The following is a 15345-nucleotide window of genomic DNA, read 5'->3' on the forward strand; positions in this document are numbered from 1 at the left end:
CTATCAAACTCGTAGACGCGGGTCTATAAGCACAGAAATAAAATCAACAACAATATGAATGGTCACAAACAAGAAAGAAGCGAAAATGACATAGCCTTGAATGACGGGATAATCCCGAAGCTGAATAGCTTTCATGATGTATTTACCTAAACCAGGCCAGGAAAAGATTGACTCCACAATGATACTTCCGCTCAACATAAATGCAAAGCTTGTCCCTAGCATCGTCACGATAGGCAAGACGGCATGCTGAAAAACTTGAAACAGTAAAATACGGCTATTTGACAGTCCCCTTGCCTTCGCCGCTTTTACAAAATTTTGATTCATCATCTCCAGCATATTGGATCGCAATATACGGGCGTACACAGTACCCATTCCTAATCCAAGTGTCAAAGCCGGTAAAATAAGATGCCGCCAAGTACCACGCCCCATCGAGGGCAGCCATCCGTACTGGACAGAAAAAACATAAATGAATAAAAATCCAAGCCAGAAGGAAGGAACGGCAGCACCTAACAGAGCCAGGGCTCTGCCCATTCGATTCAACCAGCCAATAGAATAAATAGCAGTGGAAATTCCAATAATCAAAGTGACTGACATCATCACCAACAATCCAGCAGCAGCCAGTTCAACGGTTGCCGGTAACCGTTGAAGTAACTCCTCTAGCACAGGTTCCTTAGAAACATAGGAAGTTCCCCACTGCCACGTAAAAATATCCGTTATCCACTGTATATATTGACTCCCTAGCGACTCTGTTAATCCCAATTCCTTGCGCAATGTGTTCAACGCTTCTTCAGACACAGGAATATCATTCGTTGTGAGCAAAATATAGGCGGGATCACCCGGAGCTAATCTCAACAGTAAAAAAGTCAGGGTAGAGACGAACAATATTACAAACAACAATTGCGCGAGATGTTTTATCCAAAAACGAATCATTTGGTTTCTCACTCATTTACATCAATTTGTGCATGGTTGTAGTAATACTCAATCGGATGAGGAATAAAGCCTTTTACTCCACTTCTAACAGCAAAAATCGTCTTAGGATGAACGATAAACGCCTGCGGAAGATCCTGATTGATTTGCTCTTGGATTTCCACAGCCAATTGATTACGTTGTGCCGCATCGCTTGTTTGATTCAGTTGATCAATCATGCTATCCAGGGAAGGCGAGACATAGTGACTGACATTTGAATCACTAGTAGAACGATAGAAAATGTTTAAAAAGTATTGAGGATCACCCGTGTGCGCCGTTAACATGCTGTACATGGATAAATCCCAATCTTCATTAGCTAAGGCTTCATCGATATTCTCCACTTGGCGAAGCTTTACTTGTATGCCCGCCTTCAGTAATTCGTTTTGAATGATCTCTGCCATGACGGATAATTCTGGTCGTTGCGGGAAAGTTAACAGCTTTACTTCAAATGGCTTCCCTTTTTTTTCCCATATACCCTTTGTATTTTTCTCCCAACCACCTTGCTTCATCAATTGGTCGACCGTTTGCGTTTCTTTGATTTTTTGCACCTTCCCGAATGGCAAGACTTCGGTGAATGGACTTTTCGCTTGCGTGCCTTCTCCCCTCATAACCGAGCTGACAATGGCTTCGCGCGGGATGGACATATCGACAACTTTTCGATGAGCTAACTCTTTAAATAAAGAAGACTTCATATTAAACATCAATATGTGCGTCCGAAGAGACGGAGCGGTTAAAACTTCAATGTTTTTATCTTTCTTCAGTAATTTGATAGAATCAATTGGAACATCCGTTGCAGCATCAACATCCCCAGATTGCAGAGCCATTAATCTTGTATTTCCATCGGCAATAAATTTAATTGTCACTTTTGATAAGAGTGCTTTTTCTCCCCAATAATCCTCATAGCGCTCTACGACAAGCGACTCATCTTTATTGAATTGCTTGAATTTGAAAGCCCCTGTAAGAGCAGGATAACTGTCCTTATTTTCGACCGTTTCCGTATCAACAATGATAGTAGCGGGATCAGCTAAGTGCGTGATCAAGGCTGCATTCGGCTGTTCGGTCACGATTTTCAGTTGACTTGGAGCCAGCACTTCTATTGATTTCACTTGCAATAAATCCTTTGCTTTTTGATCTTTCTCCATTGAGCGCAGCAAGGAGTTTTTCACACTTGCCGCATCCACTTTCTTTCCGTTATGAAAGCGTACGTTTTCCTCTAATGTAAATATCCAGGTCGTTTCATTTTCTTGCTTCCACTCTTTGGCTAACCAAGGTTCTGGCTCCAGTTGTTCATTTAGTTGTATCAAGGTCTCCCCCGTACCAGAGCGCATGACCTCCCAGCTATCGCTGCCATGTGGATCAAGAGTTGCTGGACTCCAAGCGAAAGCCACTGTCAATGTTTTATTAGAAACTGTATCTGCAGAAGCTTCTTTTTTATCCTTTTCTGTTGTTTGTTCAGTCGATGCAGCACATCCGATTAGTGATAGAGCGAAAACAAAGACAGCCATCCAGATAACCAATGTATGTTGTTTGTTCCTACTTCTTCTCATGTACAATCCTCCATTTGTGATTTTTGACAAACAAAAAAAGCATCCCTGCCTAGTATAAGAGGTCAGAAATGCTTGATAAGTTAACATACGAAACAAGACTCATTATGTCTATATGATCCAAAGACAGTATTTGTCCAGACATATGGCCATCAGCGCATACCAACCACCTTCCTAATATCCCGTAGGTCAAGCAGTGATGTTAAAATAGGCTGGTCTCCTGACTTAGGGCATATCTTTCAGACCTTCCCAGGCATAACCCAGTGGTTTTTCTGAAAGTTACCAGCATATCATGCTGATACCCAACACAGTGGCGGGTCCGTGTCGGATTGTAACCGACTTCCCATTTAAGCAGATAAAATCTAAAATAGTTTTATCTTGTACCTATTTTCAAAGTATGAAATTTTTAAACGAAACTTTATTTGATACTGCTTTTGAAAATAAATCCTTTGAATCAAATTGTAAAAACTTAAATATTTTCAATATAAATAAACTTGAGTACCAGAATTCCTACCTAATTCTAGTGTTTATAATTTATCTTGTCAACAAACGTTTCTCTCACTAAGGGTCTCATCACACATCCATCAAGTTAAGAAATTGGTTCTGTGCAAAGCGGCTTCAAACAAAAAGCGAACCGCCGCCGCAATTCGCTTCCAAATAATATAATTTATTTACTAATAGCTAATAACATTTAAGCACTCACTACCACATCAAGGATGGTTTCTACTCGCACGTCCTTTACCTCATAGTAAATCTCCAAACCTTTGCGTGTTCCCGAAACAACATTTACAGCTTTCAATTTTGCTAGATGTTGACTAATTGTACTTTGCGGCATACTGAATTCCTCGTAAAGAGAAGTTACATTTACCGGCCCTTTTTCAATCATAACTTTTATAAGTGCGAGTCGTACAGGATGGGCCACTACTCTTAACATCTCTGCACCATCCTGAAATTCTTCAATATTCATCTCCTTTTCCCCCTCTTCATCATAATACATAAACTACCATGAAATATTAATATAATAATATTACCCAGTAAATCTTTGTTTCGTGTCAGACAAACACTTTACCTTTGTTCATCTATTTAAAAAGGTTCTATTACTTTTGCTCTCCACTAGTCTATTATTAGAACTACAAAATTATATAAAAAAATACAAAATCTCAAAAAAGGAATGTTCTGGTATAAAAAATTTAAACTGATTGGAAATCAGATAACTTAGATCCGTTCGCACGTGAAATTGTCTCAGCACCGGGTGTGATGCCAAATTCCTGGGCAATTTCGTATTTCATTTGGTCAAGAGCTGCTTCTCTACTCCCTACTAATACTTCGTTGTTATTGCTTCTGCGTGCCGTATTATATCATCTCCATTATTTCAGTATTTATGTATAATTTAAAATAAAATTTGTTTTACAACCTATGTATTTTTTCAACTGAAAACATTACAGTAAATGAAATTATCAAAACTAAAACCATAAGCTCCTATTCTCTACACGGAAATATCCCCCCTACATATAGTTTCTTGAAATATTCCTTATGTATTATGTAATTGAATTAACTCTAATAGTAAGGAGACCGCTGCTTCTTCATCCCCTATCCATCTTATATCACCATAAGCTGTGGTAAAGTAACAACTGCAAGGAACACTATGAAGTATATACCCCATGTTCATAAGTATTAGATTCTGACTTGAGAACAAAAAGAAATACTTTTTGTATTCCGCAATATCAACCTGACTACCTGATAACCTTTCCCGGACATCATGGCGGGTACATGGACAATGCAAAGAAATTTACAGAGGTGCTACGAAGAGCTTTTCGTTAAACACAGCTCCATTAAGCTAAAAAATAAGATATTCCCAAAACGAAAAGAATGAACTAAATTCTCATAAACCACTGTTGGGGATCAAATTTTCGTTTTGGGAGAAATTCAAAATATTAGCATGATAGCGATATGGCGGTACCCCGATATGATCCGATCAAAAGGAACTTTTAAACAGATTTACTCTTTTATTAATTCTTTTTTTAGCAACCGATTATGTAGTTTTGAAAGAATGAGTAACGTAAGCAGCGAACCAACTAAGGCAAGCGACATATCCCATTGTGCATCCCACATATCACCCTGCATACCTAAGAAGTTTTTAGCTACCTTTCTTCCCTTGATTATTTTAACACCTAACCATTCGACGATTTCGTACAATGCAGCGATTGCAAGCGAAATACTTATAATAATGGCAACTAACCAAGGTCCTTTGGTTAGTTGAGTTTTCCGTAATAATATTTCCCTTATTACAATTGCAAATAAACCCTTTAGCAAATGGCCGAATCGATCGTAGTGATTTCGATTTAAATCGAAATCATCTTTTATCCAATCAAAAAGAGGTACTCTTGAGTATGTGTAATGACCGCCGATGAACATCATAATCGCTAGAATTGCAATAATGATGTAAGAGAGTGTTGTGAGGCGAAACTTATTGTATGCCGCAATTACGATGATTAGCCCGACGAGGGCAGGAAGAACCTCCGATGCCCATGCCAAGTATCCGGCTGGCTTGATAACAGACCATATGAAAACTGCGGTAACAACCAGTAATAAAAAAAGATGAAACATTGTACTGTTACCTTTTATCATTTGTTTCACTCCCATAGAAAGGTTTTCTACTCACAGTATTATTGGTAGTATTTCCGTATAAAAAATAAATATGTATTACTCGTATCATGCGGTATGGAAGGGTACCAGATTAAATACCATCTGTTTTGATTTATTAATTCTTCATAGGACAAATATCCATCGTTTCATTTCCTTCCATGCTGAAAAAAATAAAAAACCTAAATTACTGCTAGCGCGCGATAGCAATTATCATACACTAACAGCAATTTAGGTTTTGCCTGCTAATCAGCAACAATCCTAAAAACTAATAAATATTCTCTTTATATACAGAATAACATACACTTCAAAGCTTGATAATGCTTTCAAACACTTTGTTCAATCAATCTTTCTTGATAACCCTGACAATTCTTTCTCTTATTTTAGAGATTACCTTCGTATGTCTACCAAGTTATAAACCCTTTCTTTTTCTTACTGGTTGTCCAATAGAATTATCTTATTTCATTATTTAATGACTGATCCGCTAACCATTCCATAAGAGTTGTTGTTTTTCCATCGATTGTTTTAGATACTTCATTGTTATATACATAAATCCATGACCAATGTCCATCATATTCGTATGGTGTGCCATCTGCTTTTTTGTACAAACCTGAAGTATCAATCACATTATCAAATAAGGATAGGTGAACATCCTCTGCTCCAGCTTGAACTAGGCGGTTATATGTCGGAACTACATACTCACTAGGAGGAACGAGCTTATCTGTATTAGCTGCAACGAACCAGATTGGAAGGTTCTTCATACTCTGAATGTCTTCATCCGTAATAAGTGTATTCTTTAAAGCCTCGCATGTTGGGAAGGCTGCTGCGAAGTACTCAGGATAATCACGAATCATAAGCATTGTCATGTATCCGCCGTTGGAATCTCCACCAATATAAATTCGATTAGGATCAATGTCTTTGTTTTGATCAACATAATCTTTAATCAATTCCATAAGGGCATTTTCATATTTAGAAGTCCCGTCTCCAAACCCTGTAAAACCGTCCATCCAGAAGGTTGGAGTTTGAGGGGCTAATACGTAGGCTCCGTCAAAATAGGATTGAATATCTTCCGAGGCAAAGTTGGCAGCTTTGTTTCCGGAAATTGGAATAGTTGGATCTGTGCCTCCTTCTCCCATGCCATGTAACCAAATAATTAAAGGATTCTTTCTATTGTCCCTAGCTGGCGTATAGTCGGCATATGTTAAAGTAACACCGTCATAAGAAGCTTTACCAGTTGAGAAATCATCTACAAGTTCTCTTACTCCCCCTGTAAATGTATTAACAACCAATCCAGAAATTTTCCCTGCTGGTGTAAGAATATCTTTTTGCTGGGTAATAGTATACTCACTATCATTCCAGTCGTTTAAAAATGTGGCCATATCGAAGTTAATTGCTGATCCTAAGGTTACATTTGGGCCAATTTCCATTTCTAACACTGCATATTTTCCCGTTTTAACAGCAGGCTTGCCATTCTTGTCCGCAACATAAGCTTTTGTTACTTTTCGGTATCCTTCCTCTAAAAAAGGATTTGCTAATCGGCTGTCACTTCTAACTACATGCACATTGAACGTATCTGTTGTTACAGAATTTACCGGAACCGGCTTGCCTAAATCGACAATTACCTTTGTTATGGCAGCTCCCCAGTCCTCAATTTCTGTAACAGTCTGGTATGAGCCCGGCTGCGTCTTAACTTCCTTAGCCGTTGCCCCTGTACTAAACGAAAGGACAGTACCAGCTGCTAAAGTACATAACAATGCAGCTTTAACGTTTTTTTTAGCTCCCTTTAACATATTACCTTTACCTCCTGCTCTCTTAATAATGCATAAGACTTACAGCCCTTATCAATTTGATATCCCTCAATTTATAAGCGCTTACATACATTTTAAGAAAAGCTTTTCTCTAAATCCCGTCCTTTTTTGGCTTGTTTATGGTCAAATCTTGACCATTTTATATTTATCTTAAACTACTAAACAATTTAGTTTGCAATCCCTATCAAAAACTTTTAATCCTGCTGAATTGCAGTTTGAACATATGATTCATTAACTTTCACTATCAATTTCTTCTATAGATTTCAGGTGAAATATGTGCTATAAATGACTACACAAGACTCAATATACCTTCTTGTACTAACCTGGCTCGTTAATCGAATAAAAAAAAGCTACCGAAGTAGCCTTCCTTTATTAAAGCACCCATAGCTGAACCAGTATCGATTTTACTCTTTTAATCCTTCCTTCACAGCTCGAATATGATACTCGTAAATAAAACCCCCCTCAACAATTTCTAGTTTTACTCATTTTAGTATTGTACAAAGCTGCCTCATAATGGAAATCATTATATCCCCTCGTGAAATCCTTCTGTCCCGGCACGCGCTTCCTTAGCTAGTAAAATAGCTTCCTCCCGATCAGCTACCTGCAGCTTATTCAACACATTTGTGACATAATTTGCAACTGTTTTGCCGCTTATTCCAAGCTTATTGGCAATAGCAGCATTAGCTGCTCCTTCTGCCATTAAATATAGTACCTCACGTTCACGAAGCGTCAGCTCCGGAAATGCCTCTATCCTCGCTGCCGGACGCGCTGCCGCAAAGTATTCAATCATTTTAGACGCAATGCTCGGGCTAAAGATGGCTCCGCCGTTTCCAACTGCGCGAATCGCATGAAGAAGTTCGTCCTTCTCTGCGTCTTTCAATACATACCCTTTCGCCCCTGCACGCATCGCTGTAAACACGGAGGCATCATCCTGAAACATCGTTAAGATGAGGATTCTAATGTTCGGGCTTGTTTCCATAATTCGGCGAGTAGCTTCAATCCCATTGCAGCCCGGCATGCGAATATCCATAAGAATCACGTCCGGCTGAAGCTCGCTTGCGAGCTGAATTGCCTCTTCGCCAGAGGTTGCTTCCCCAATCACCTCCATGTCCGGCGTTGTCATAAAAAGTGTTCGCACTCCATGTCGAAATAAAGGATGATCGTCCGCAATAATAATTTTTAATTTCTTCACATTTCTCCATCTCCCACTTAAGGGGCAATCGGAAGTTGAGCCCATATTCTTGTTCCTTGTATAGTACTGCTGACTGTACACGTTCCCCCCAGCTCTGCAGCCCGTTCCTTCATGGACTCTAGTCCGATTCCTCCCTTTCGATTTTTTACATCTCTTTTTACGATGCCTTGCCCGTTATCGGCCACTTCGAATTCAAGTACACTCCCTTCATTTCCAACCACGGCAACGCGAACTAAGCATTTACTCGCTTTCGCGTGTCTAACTACATTTACAATTGCCTCGGTTACGATGCGATACGCTGCAACCTCTACAGCAGCAGGCAAGGAAGGCAGAGCATCAGGAACAATCAGTTCAAATTGTACAGGAGTGATATCATGCGCATAGCTGTGTAATGGTACGGACACATCATGAATTCTTTCTCGAATCGCCCCGACGAGCCCCATTTCATCAAGAGCCGGCGGTCGTAAATCATATACTAACGAGCGAATTTCCGAAACTGTCTGGCGAATTGTCGTCTGGAGCTCTGTTAAAATCATTTTTGTTACTTGAGGATTACTATCTACTAATTCCTCGGCGGCGGCGGCAGTTAAAGCGAGGGCCGCCAATCGGGGAGCGAGGTCGTCATGAAGGTTACCCCTCAGTTTTCTTCGCTCTTCTTCCCGCGCTAGTACAAGTCTCTCTCTTGACTCCTGCAAATCCTTCGCCAGCTGTTTTAAATCCATAGAAGCCTTAACACCTTGCACAACTGCTCCTGCTTGATGTACGATCATATTCAAAAACTTCTTATCAGATGGGTTGAACGTTTCCCCCGGTGAACGCGGTGACAGATGCAAAATCCCTAATTCATCGCCTCGATGTATAAGCGGAATCTCATGTAAGTCCTCGATCCGCTTCCCTTCCTCTGCCACTATAACAAGTTGCCCGCTCTGATATAGGGAAATAGCCACATACTGCAGACGAAGCGCTTCCTTGATTGTCCTTGCCACAACATCCAAAACAGCCTCTGGCGGCGCAGGATCCTCCAGCTGCTTACCCAGCCTTAATAAGACAGAGTAAGGATCATCATTTTCCCCATACATTATTTTGTTCACAAAACGCTGCAGCCGTTCCTTCAACGGCGCAAACAATACTGCCACAATGCTTGTCGCTACCAATGAGATGAGAATATGATGGTTTGCCTGAAACAGCAAGCCCATATACCAGACAATAACCACATAAATTGCTGCAACACATGCTGTCAGCATAGCATATACAAACGTACGGTTCAGAACTGGGTCAATATTCCATAATCTGCGCCGCAAAATTGCCATAAGAATAGTAACAGGGATGATTGCCATACTTACATGAACAATAACTTCAACCGCATACAATTTGTACGGATCCGCATTGATAACAGGCTCATACAGGATAAACACAGCGGTAATTCCAGCTAGACCGCCAAGAGCAAGCACAATACCGTACACGCACCACTTCGTTTGCTGGCGTTGTGTAGCATCCATAATAAACCGGAACTTATAGACTTGAATCGCTAGAATACTGCATACCCATATAAAAAACCAGACAGCAAATATCCACTTTGGCAGAATAACTATGTCAACAATCGAGCCGGGAAAAAGCAATCCGGGAACGCGAGTTATTATAATGAAAAGTGCTGCATACATCGTCCATCTTGGTGAGAATGTACCATTTGGAAATATGTAAAAGAAGAATATAAAGGCAGCGAAGCCTGAAGCTCCCGTGATATTTGCTAAAACTCCCAAAAACGGGTGAATCGATTTGACTCCTTCTAAAAGCGGTGTAAATGTACATCCGAGCGAAACAAACATTAGCGTTCCTAATAGTCCGATCGAGTCATTACGCTTCCTCCAATACAGCACTGCAGCAGCAACAATATAAGCACATGCAAATACAACATAAAGAATTACATAAGAAAGTGCATAAAACGATGGACTAATGCTATGTTGCAACAGCCATTCTGAGCCTGGAGGCGGATTATAAAAAGCACCGCACTCCTCGTCTATACATGTATCCCTAATAGTTTCATAGTAAGGCGGAATGCTGATTAAAAAAAGTACAACTGTCAATATGCTTATTACAACTGTACTAACCTGAAACCATCTAATAGAGAATGATGGTACATTTAGCAATCGCCTTAGAAACGGTTTTTCCTTCCCCGTTTTCACCCTCTTACCCCCATGCTTTATAAAATACGAACTGTAAAAATTATATCAGTTACAAGAATATTCGGTAAACAGCTGTTCTATTCATTCCCTGCATGCTTCTATACTTTCCTGGCCATTGGGAATACGTCAGGAATCAGATTTCTATCCAAGAAACTCATTATATATTGTGAAAAAAATATATACAGACAACAGCTATCAGAGCTCGTATGGACCTTCCATAATATACTCGCAGATCCAATTGTATCGCGAATAGGATTCCCTGCTTCCCTGCCCATTCCTAAGTTCATTCCTTATCTTCTTCCTGAAAAGGTTCCTAACCTAAGGGAACGGATTACTCTACAACAAGGCGTCTTCTATTTCGTATGATAAGGATGTCAACAAAATAACACCATTCAAATAAGGAGTGAAACAAGATGACATTAAATAGTATGATCCGAGTATTCGGCGTGTTTGCAATTATCGGCGGGCTCCTTCGTGCGTCTATGTCTCCGATTGAACTGACTTGGGGAGCAAATTTCTATGTATCTCTTATTTTAGGGGGGATTATCGGCTCATTGCTGCTTGTTCCTGGAGCAGTAGGAATTTACCTTCTACAGGCGAAGGAAGCGGGAAAATTCGGATTTATCACCTTCTTACTCACACTTATCGGGACAACGTATATTGGATTCCTCGTCTATATGACGTATGCCTTTCAAGTTCTTGATCCAAATCTTCTGGAAGCAGACAGTCCGCCTGCCCCGCTAGGCATGATGGCTATGGTTGGCATGATGAGCTTCATGCTCAGCACATTACTGTACGGCATTGCCACCTTCAAAGCAAATGTTCTTCCAAGAGGGGCAGCTCTTATGATGATACTGTTCCCGATTTTAAACATTCTTCCCATTCCGCATCTAGGTGACTTGGCTGTTATTTGCTGGGGCGGAAGCTATGTTTGGTTCGGTCTCTATGCAGTCAAAAAGGCAAGCTCTAACAGCAGATTATCTAAACAGTCTGCTAATAAAATTTCTATCTAGCGAAATGATAAAAGAATTCCTCCTCCTTCAATCAAAGGAAGCATTTTTGTGGTGAAGCGCGTAACAGACGAATCTTAGCAGCAGGCGGAGGATTCATGCAATCCTTAACCATTAAGAAAGAGGGCTTGATATGAGATATTTTGCTTGTCTCTTTTACTAGAATTATTTTATTTTGAATTATAAAATCTAGCTGTATTTACATTAAAATTATCATACAATTTAAGGGTTAGGAAAAATACAGAATTAAAGGAAGGTGTTTCTAATTTGGGGTATTTTAGAAAAAAACTATCTACAATGCTTGTTACATCTGTACTATTGATGACTGGATTAAGTTCTGCATATGCTGAAAATCTTGCGAACGAACGGATTTCACTATCAGATGTTACCTTTGAAACATGTCAAGAATCAGTCGCCTTCGAAGGGAGTGTACATTATATAGAAAATGCAACCATTGATAACGATGGCGGTTACCACGTAAAGATTCAATGGAACTATGCAAATGCTAAGGGGACTGGATTGACCAGCGGCGTACAATACGTGCTAATAGCGAAGGATAACCTTATGTTTAACCTCAAAGCCGGTGAAACTCGGTCCGGAACGTTTAGTGCTCATGCGATCGCACAGGGACCTCAGGCTCCTGATTTTCTTATACACGGTACATTCCATGTTACGATTGACTCCGATGGTAATATTATCTCAGAGGTTACACAACTAAAAGCCAGCTGTTATGAGAGTTAGGACTGCATTAATTATTTAATTTAGTCACAGGCATGATATGCAATTTGAGGCTCCTTAGTAAACAAAAGACACTGGATATGCATCAGTGTCTTTTGTTTACTGGATTTAGAATAAATAAAAAGAGTATAAATCCGATGCATTCTACCAATCCCATTTCTCGGGCTTTTTATTTTGATTAGACTGCTTATTTTTTCTATTCATTAATTCTTCCAGCTTCTTGACAGCTATATTAAATTCCCTCTTAGATAATTTCCCCTGTGCATACAACGAACATAACATCGCATAAGCAATTGGTTTCGTATCAACTTCGATATGAGTAAAGACATCAACATCTGAATTTCCACTATGACCAATTTTTGCTTGTAATTGAATTGGCTCCTCATCGGTTGCTGTATCGAAATATTCATATTGATTTTGTCTTAATATTTCATCGAACATAATCATTCATTCCTTCTTTTTATATACGCATAGTAGAAAAAGGGAAAGGATATTCCTTATATCCTTTTCCCTTCTATTGGACTTAATAGAAACTTGGCGGTGTAGATGTATCTGCTACGCCTGCTACGTCTTCGTCATCTTCGTCATCTTCGTCAATATTTACGTTTACATTAACAGTGGAATTTCCGCTATTCTCTACAGAAGCAGTATTAGTATTATTATTAGTGTTAGTAATACGGTCAACAATTCTAATTCTATTATCTACATCGTTGGCAGAGCGGACAAATGAATCTGGTTCATTGTAATTGTTTCCCATTTTATTCATTCACCTCCTTTTAATCGATATTCGTTACACTATATGCAAAATTTATTAAAAAGATTGGACAAGTTGCTAATATAATAGAATTTAATAAAAAATTTTTTATAAAACTAGGATTCCATAAAAATGCGTCTGTTTTTTAAGGATTTAAATGAATAAACAAAAATGCCGTAGGACACAGAATCCCACGGGATTTATCATACTATATAAATACATTGCTCTTAGCAATGCTTGTGAGCGTTACGCTGCAACTTATGCAGATATAGGCGAAAAATTGTAAGTATACACCGAAAACCACACAAAAATATGTAAAATAATTCCTATCACTCTGCTATACTTGTATCAAATACATAAAAAGGTGGGGAATTGACGTGGCTAAAATTGATATACTGAAGGAACATGCAAAAGAACATTTAGAAGCTGACGAAACAATCCTTGCTGCTGTGATGGGTGCGTACAAAATAAAAAATATGGGGAAGGGTACATTGCGCAATGGGATATTTCTTGCGACGGATCGACGCATTGTATTCTACGGAAAACGTAAATTCAGCTATGACTTGGAAGTTTATCCATATGAAAACATCAGTGCAATTGAAGTAGAAAAAGAACTAACAGGACACAAAATTTCCCTTTTTGCATTAGAAAATAAAATAATGATGAACTATATCCTTACAGGTGATATCGCTAAGTTTATTGAGCATACAAAAGGTGCAATCAGCAGAAGGCCTCATTCAGCATATCCCCAGGCTCCTGTTGATGCTGCAGATCAAATCAAAAAATCAGCTGACTTACATGGAATACGCAAGATAGCGGCATACTTTCTGAGGAGAGATTCAGCGCAAAAAAGAAGTAGTTACTAGGTATTTAAGGTCGCTTAATAAGCGACTTTTTTATTGTACATAAACCAAAACATTTCGATCAGAGCAAAACCGCCCCCTAGGGGACGGCTTTGTTCGTTTACTTTGCTACACCTTCGACTGAAGCATTCGGAAATTTCTCTTGTAACAGATCAACGATTTGTTTTGCATCGGAGTGAGTGATGTTAGTTATTTCTACGCTATATGGCCAATCAAGCGGCTTTGGATTTACATCCACATGCTGCGGATCCGCAGTAATGTACTTCCCGCTATGCAGTTTCAACATACGTACACCGTTCACGCGGAGCTCCTCCGTAATGGTAAAGGTATTCCCCTTTGCTCCTGTTCCTCCGCAGACATCCCAGCGCGGTGTATCATGGAACCAAATTCCATCTGTTTTGATTGTGAGATTTTTGCCTACATATTCGGAATCTGTCACAGTTTCTACTATCGCAGGATTTTCAGCAACTTGTTTACTTCCGTTTTTTGTAAACCATTCGATTGGTTTATCTCCAACTAACATATTCAGAGCTACATTCCCACTCACCCCGGCAAGCTTTCCTTTTTCGCTATATTGCCAAATATCGCAAGGCATATCTGGTTTAAGCCCTGTAGATTGTCCAACATCATTTGAAGCATAACGAGAAATCCATAAAAAATCGGATTTCACTTGGCTCATACTGTATTTTTTATAGAAGAAATGCCCCGTATACAATCCCACCTTCCACCCTTCAGCCTTACAACGATCAATGAAAGCTTGCGTTGCCGGCACGATATCCATAGGGTTTTTGGTCGTTATCTCTTCTACATTAACAACTAGAAACTTCGCCTCCTTATCAGCACGGTTTAAAAAATCATTTGCTTCTACAATTGCATCATTTACACTTACAAAACGAGCATAAGCATAATGGCCAAATGGGATATTATATTTCTTGCATCCGGATACAAACACTTTATGTTTCGTATCAATTGTAGAAGATCCATATTGTACACGAATAATAGCAAGGTCTAGCTCATCCTTAACCTTGCTCCAATCAATTGAATTATGATGTGAAAAACCAGCTATTTTCCCCATCATGCACCCCCTCTCTTCATTTCTTCATGATCAGTCCATAATCCCAGCAGGACACCTAATGTATATACAATTTCCTGAATTTGCCCAAGTTTCCCCTCAAGATCCACATAACCAAGAGACTTCACAATCATTCCAGTCAACGCAAAAAGCGCAACCCATGTTTTCCAGTTGCGAAGACGTTTTAAAATATTCTCTTTTGTAAGTTTCATGGTAAACCTCCTTATTTAAATTAATAGTTCCTACAATAAAAGCTAACCATATAACCTGGCTCTATCTATATGAAGTAAGCCTACAGACTTTCTTAAAATAAAGCTGCTTAGATAGTCCAATAATAACGGCATCTACGATAAGACGAAAAAGCCGGATAGTATTACTTTTGATTCCCTTGAGATCTTCCTTTATCCCATTAATGCCTCTTTCATTAAAAAGTATGCTTTTTTCTAAAGAGTGAACATCCTAAGATAGGCTCCTTTAATCTGTTTTACCTGTTCCTGGGTACACTCATTTCCCCCTATTCCCCCTAACAACTATAGCGTGTCCTATTATATGTAAGAGCGGTGTTGCTGGTG

At 39.3% G+C, this 15345-nt stretch carries 14 protein-coding genes, 1 pseudogene and 1 riboswitch; of the genes and pseudogenes, 3 read left to right on the forward strand and 12 right to left on the reverse strand.

Going from position 1 to position 15345, the window contains the following annotated elements; translation table 11 throughout:
- Positions 1-3: 3 nt before the first annotated feature.
- From nikB to AC6HZ4_RS14995, 8 genes and pseudogenes are all read right to left on the reverse strand, one after another.
- Positions 4-930 carry a nickel ABC transporter permease gene (nikB, locus tag AC6HZ4_RS14960; RefSeq protein WP_497490379.1) on the reverse strand — a complete coding sequence of 309 codons (927 nt, stop codon included), beginning with the start codon at positions 928-930 and terminating at the stop codon, positions 4-6.
- 8 nt (positions 931-938) lie between these two features.
- Positions 939-2513, reverse strand: a complete 1575-nt coding sequence (locus tag AC6HZ4_RS14965) for an ABC transporter substrate-binding protein (RefSeq protein ID WP_497490381.1) — start codon at positions 2511-2513, stop codon at positions 939-941.
- A 190-nt stretch (positions 2514-2703) separates the two neighbouring features.
- Positions 2704-2913: riboswitch (cobalamin riboswitch) on the reverse strand.
- 288 nt (positions 2914-3201) lie between these two features.
- Positions 3202-3477, reverse strand: a complete 276-nt coding sequence (locus AC6HZ4_RS14970) for an ArsR/SmtB family transcription factor (protein ID WP_497490382.1) — start codon at positions 3475-3477, stop codon at positions 3202-3204.
- A gap of 250 nt (positions 3478-3727) precedes the next feature.
- Positions 3728-3856 (reverse strand): annotated as a pseudogene (locus AC6HZ4_RS14975) (alpha/beta-type small acid-soluble spore protein); the annotation flags it as partial.
- A 652-nt stretch (positions 3857-4508) separates the two neighbouring features.
- Positions 4509-5138, reverse strand: a complete 630-nt coding sequence (locus AC6HZ4_RS14980; RefSeq protein ID WP_497490383.1) for a DUF2238 domain-containing protein — start codon at positions 5136-5138, stop codon at positions 4509-4511.
- Between the two features lie 467 nt (positions 5139-5605).
- Positions 5606-6943, reverse strand: a complete 1338-nt coding sequence (locus AC6HZ4_RS14985; protein WP_497490384.1) for a prolyl oligopeptidase family serine peptidase — start codon at positions 6941-6943, stop codon at positions 5606-5608.
- 541 nt (positions 6944-7484) lie between these two features.
- On the reverse strand, positions 7485-8153 hold the full coding sequence (locus AC6HZ4_RS14990; protein WP_497490386.1) for a response regulator: 669 nt from the start codon (positions 8151-8153) through the stop codon (positions 7485-7487).
- 17 nt (positions 8154-8170) lie between these two features.
- Complete coding sequence (locus AC6HZ4_RS14995) at positions 8171-10336, reverse strand: GAF domain-containing sensor histidine kinase (protein ID WP_497490387.1); 2166 nt, start codon at positions 10334-10336, stop codon at positions 8171-8173.
- A gap of 413 nt (positions 10337-10749) precedes the next feature.
- On the opposite strand from AC6HZ4_RS14995, the gene AC6HZ4_RS15000 reads away from it, so the two are divergent.
- Together AC6HZ4_RS15000 and AC6HZ4_RS15005 are read left to right on the forward strand one after the other, a co-directional pair.
- Positions 10750-11349 carry a hypothetical protein gene (locus AC6HZ4_RS15000; RefSeq protein ID WP_497490388.1) on the forward strand — a complete coding sequence of 200 codons (600 nt, stop codon included), beginning with the start codon at positions 10750-10752 and terminating at the stop codon, positions 11347-11349.
- 264 nt (positions 11350-11613) lie between these two features.
- Positions 11614-12087, forward strand: coding sequence for a hypothetical protein (locus AC6HZ4_RS15005; RefSeq protein WP_497490389.1), 474 nt, complete (start codon positions 11614-11616; stop codon positions 12085-12087).
- A gap of 141 nt (positions 12088-12228) precedes the next feature.
- On the opposite strand, the gene AC6HZ4_RS15010 is transcribed toward AC6HZ4_RS15005, so the two are convergent.
- A complete protein-coding gene (locus AC6HZ4_RS15010; protein WP_497490391.1) occupies positions 12229-12531 on the reverse strand; it encodes a hypothetical protein in 303 nt (100 codons plus the stop codon).
- 76 nt (positions 12532-12607) lie between these two features.
- Positions 12608-12850, reverse strand: coding sequence for a hypothetical protein (locus tag AC6HZ4_RS15015; RefSeq protein WP_497490392.1), 243 nt, complete (start codon positions 12848-12850; stop codon positions 12608-12610).
- Positions 12851-13215: 365 nt separating this feature from the next.
- Between AC6HZ4_RS15015 and AC6HZ4_RS15020 the strand changes: the two genes are divergently transcribed.
- Entirely contained in the window at positions 13216-13704 is a 489-nt protein-coding gene (locus tag AC6HZ4_RS15020) for a PH domain-containing protein (protein WP_497490393.1), read from the forward strand.
- A 97-nt stretch (positions 13705-13801) separates the two neighbouring features.
- Here AC6HZ4_RS15020 and AC6HZ4_RS15025 read toward each other — a convergent pair whose 3' ends face one another.
- Together AC6HZ4_RS15025 and AC6HZ4_RS15030 are read right to left on the reverse strand one after the other, a co-directional pair.
- A complete protein-coding gene (locus AC6HZ4_RS15025; RefSeq protein ID WP_497490394.1) occupies positions 13802-14779 on the reverse strand; it encodes a GH25 family lysozyme in 978 nt (325 codons plus the stop codon).
- Positions 14776-14985, reverse strand: a complete 210-nt coding sequence (locus tag AC6HZ4_RS15030) for a hypothetical protein (RefSeq protein ID WP_497490395.1) — start codon at positions 14983-14985, stop codon at positions 14776-14778. Before AC6HZ4_RS15030 ends, AC6HZ4_RS15025 begins: the two co-directional genes overlap by 4 nt.
- Positions 14986-15345 lie beyond the last annotated feature (360 nt).

This window comes from Ectobacillus sp. OTK (assembly GCF_059698935.1).

Coding starts and splice junctions, on each gene's coding strand:
- nikB (WP_497490379.1), bottom strand. CDS start 930: ATGATTCGTTTTTGGATAAAACATCTCGCGCAATTGTTGTTTGTAATA.
- AC6HZ4_RS14965 (WP_497490381.1), bottom strand. CDS start 2,513: ATGAGAAGAAGTAGGAACAAACAACATACATTGGTTATCTGGATGGCT.
- AC6HZ4_RS14970 (WP_497490382.1), bottom strand. CDS start 3,477: ATGAATATTGAAGAATTTCAGGATGGTGCAGAGATGTTAAGAGTAGTG.
- AC6HZ4_RS14980 (WP_497490383.1), bottom strand. CDS start 5,138: ATGATAAAAGGTAACAGTACAATGTTTCATCTTTTTTTATTACTGGTT.
- AC6HZ4_RS14985 (WP_497490384.1), bottom strand. CDS start 6,943: ATGTTAAAGGGAGCTAAAAAAAACGTTAAAGCTGCATTGTTATGTACT.
- AC6HZ4_RS15000 (WP_497490388.1), top strand. CDS start 10,750: ATGACATTAAATAGTATGATCCGAGTATTCGGCGTGTTTGCAATTATC.
- AC6HZ4_RS15010 (WP_497490391.1), bottom strand. CDS start 12,531: ATGATTATGTTCGATGAAATATTAAGACAAAATCAATATGAATATTTC.
- AC6HZ4_RS15015 (WP_497490392.1), bottom strand. CDS start 12,850: ATGAATAAAATGGGAAACAATTACAATGAACCAGATTCATTTGTCCGC.
- AC6HZ4_RS15025 (WP_497490394.1), bottom strand. CDS start 14,779: ATGATGGGGAAAATAGCTGGTTTTTCACATCATAATTCAATTGATTGG.
- AC6HZ4_RS15030 (WP_497490395.1), bottom strand. CDS start 14,985: ATGAAACTTACAAAAGAGAATATTTTAAAACGTCTTCGCAACTGGAAA.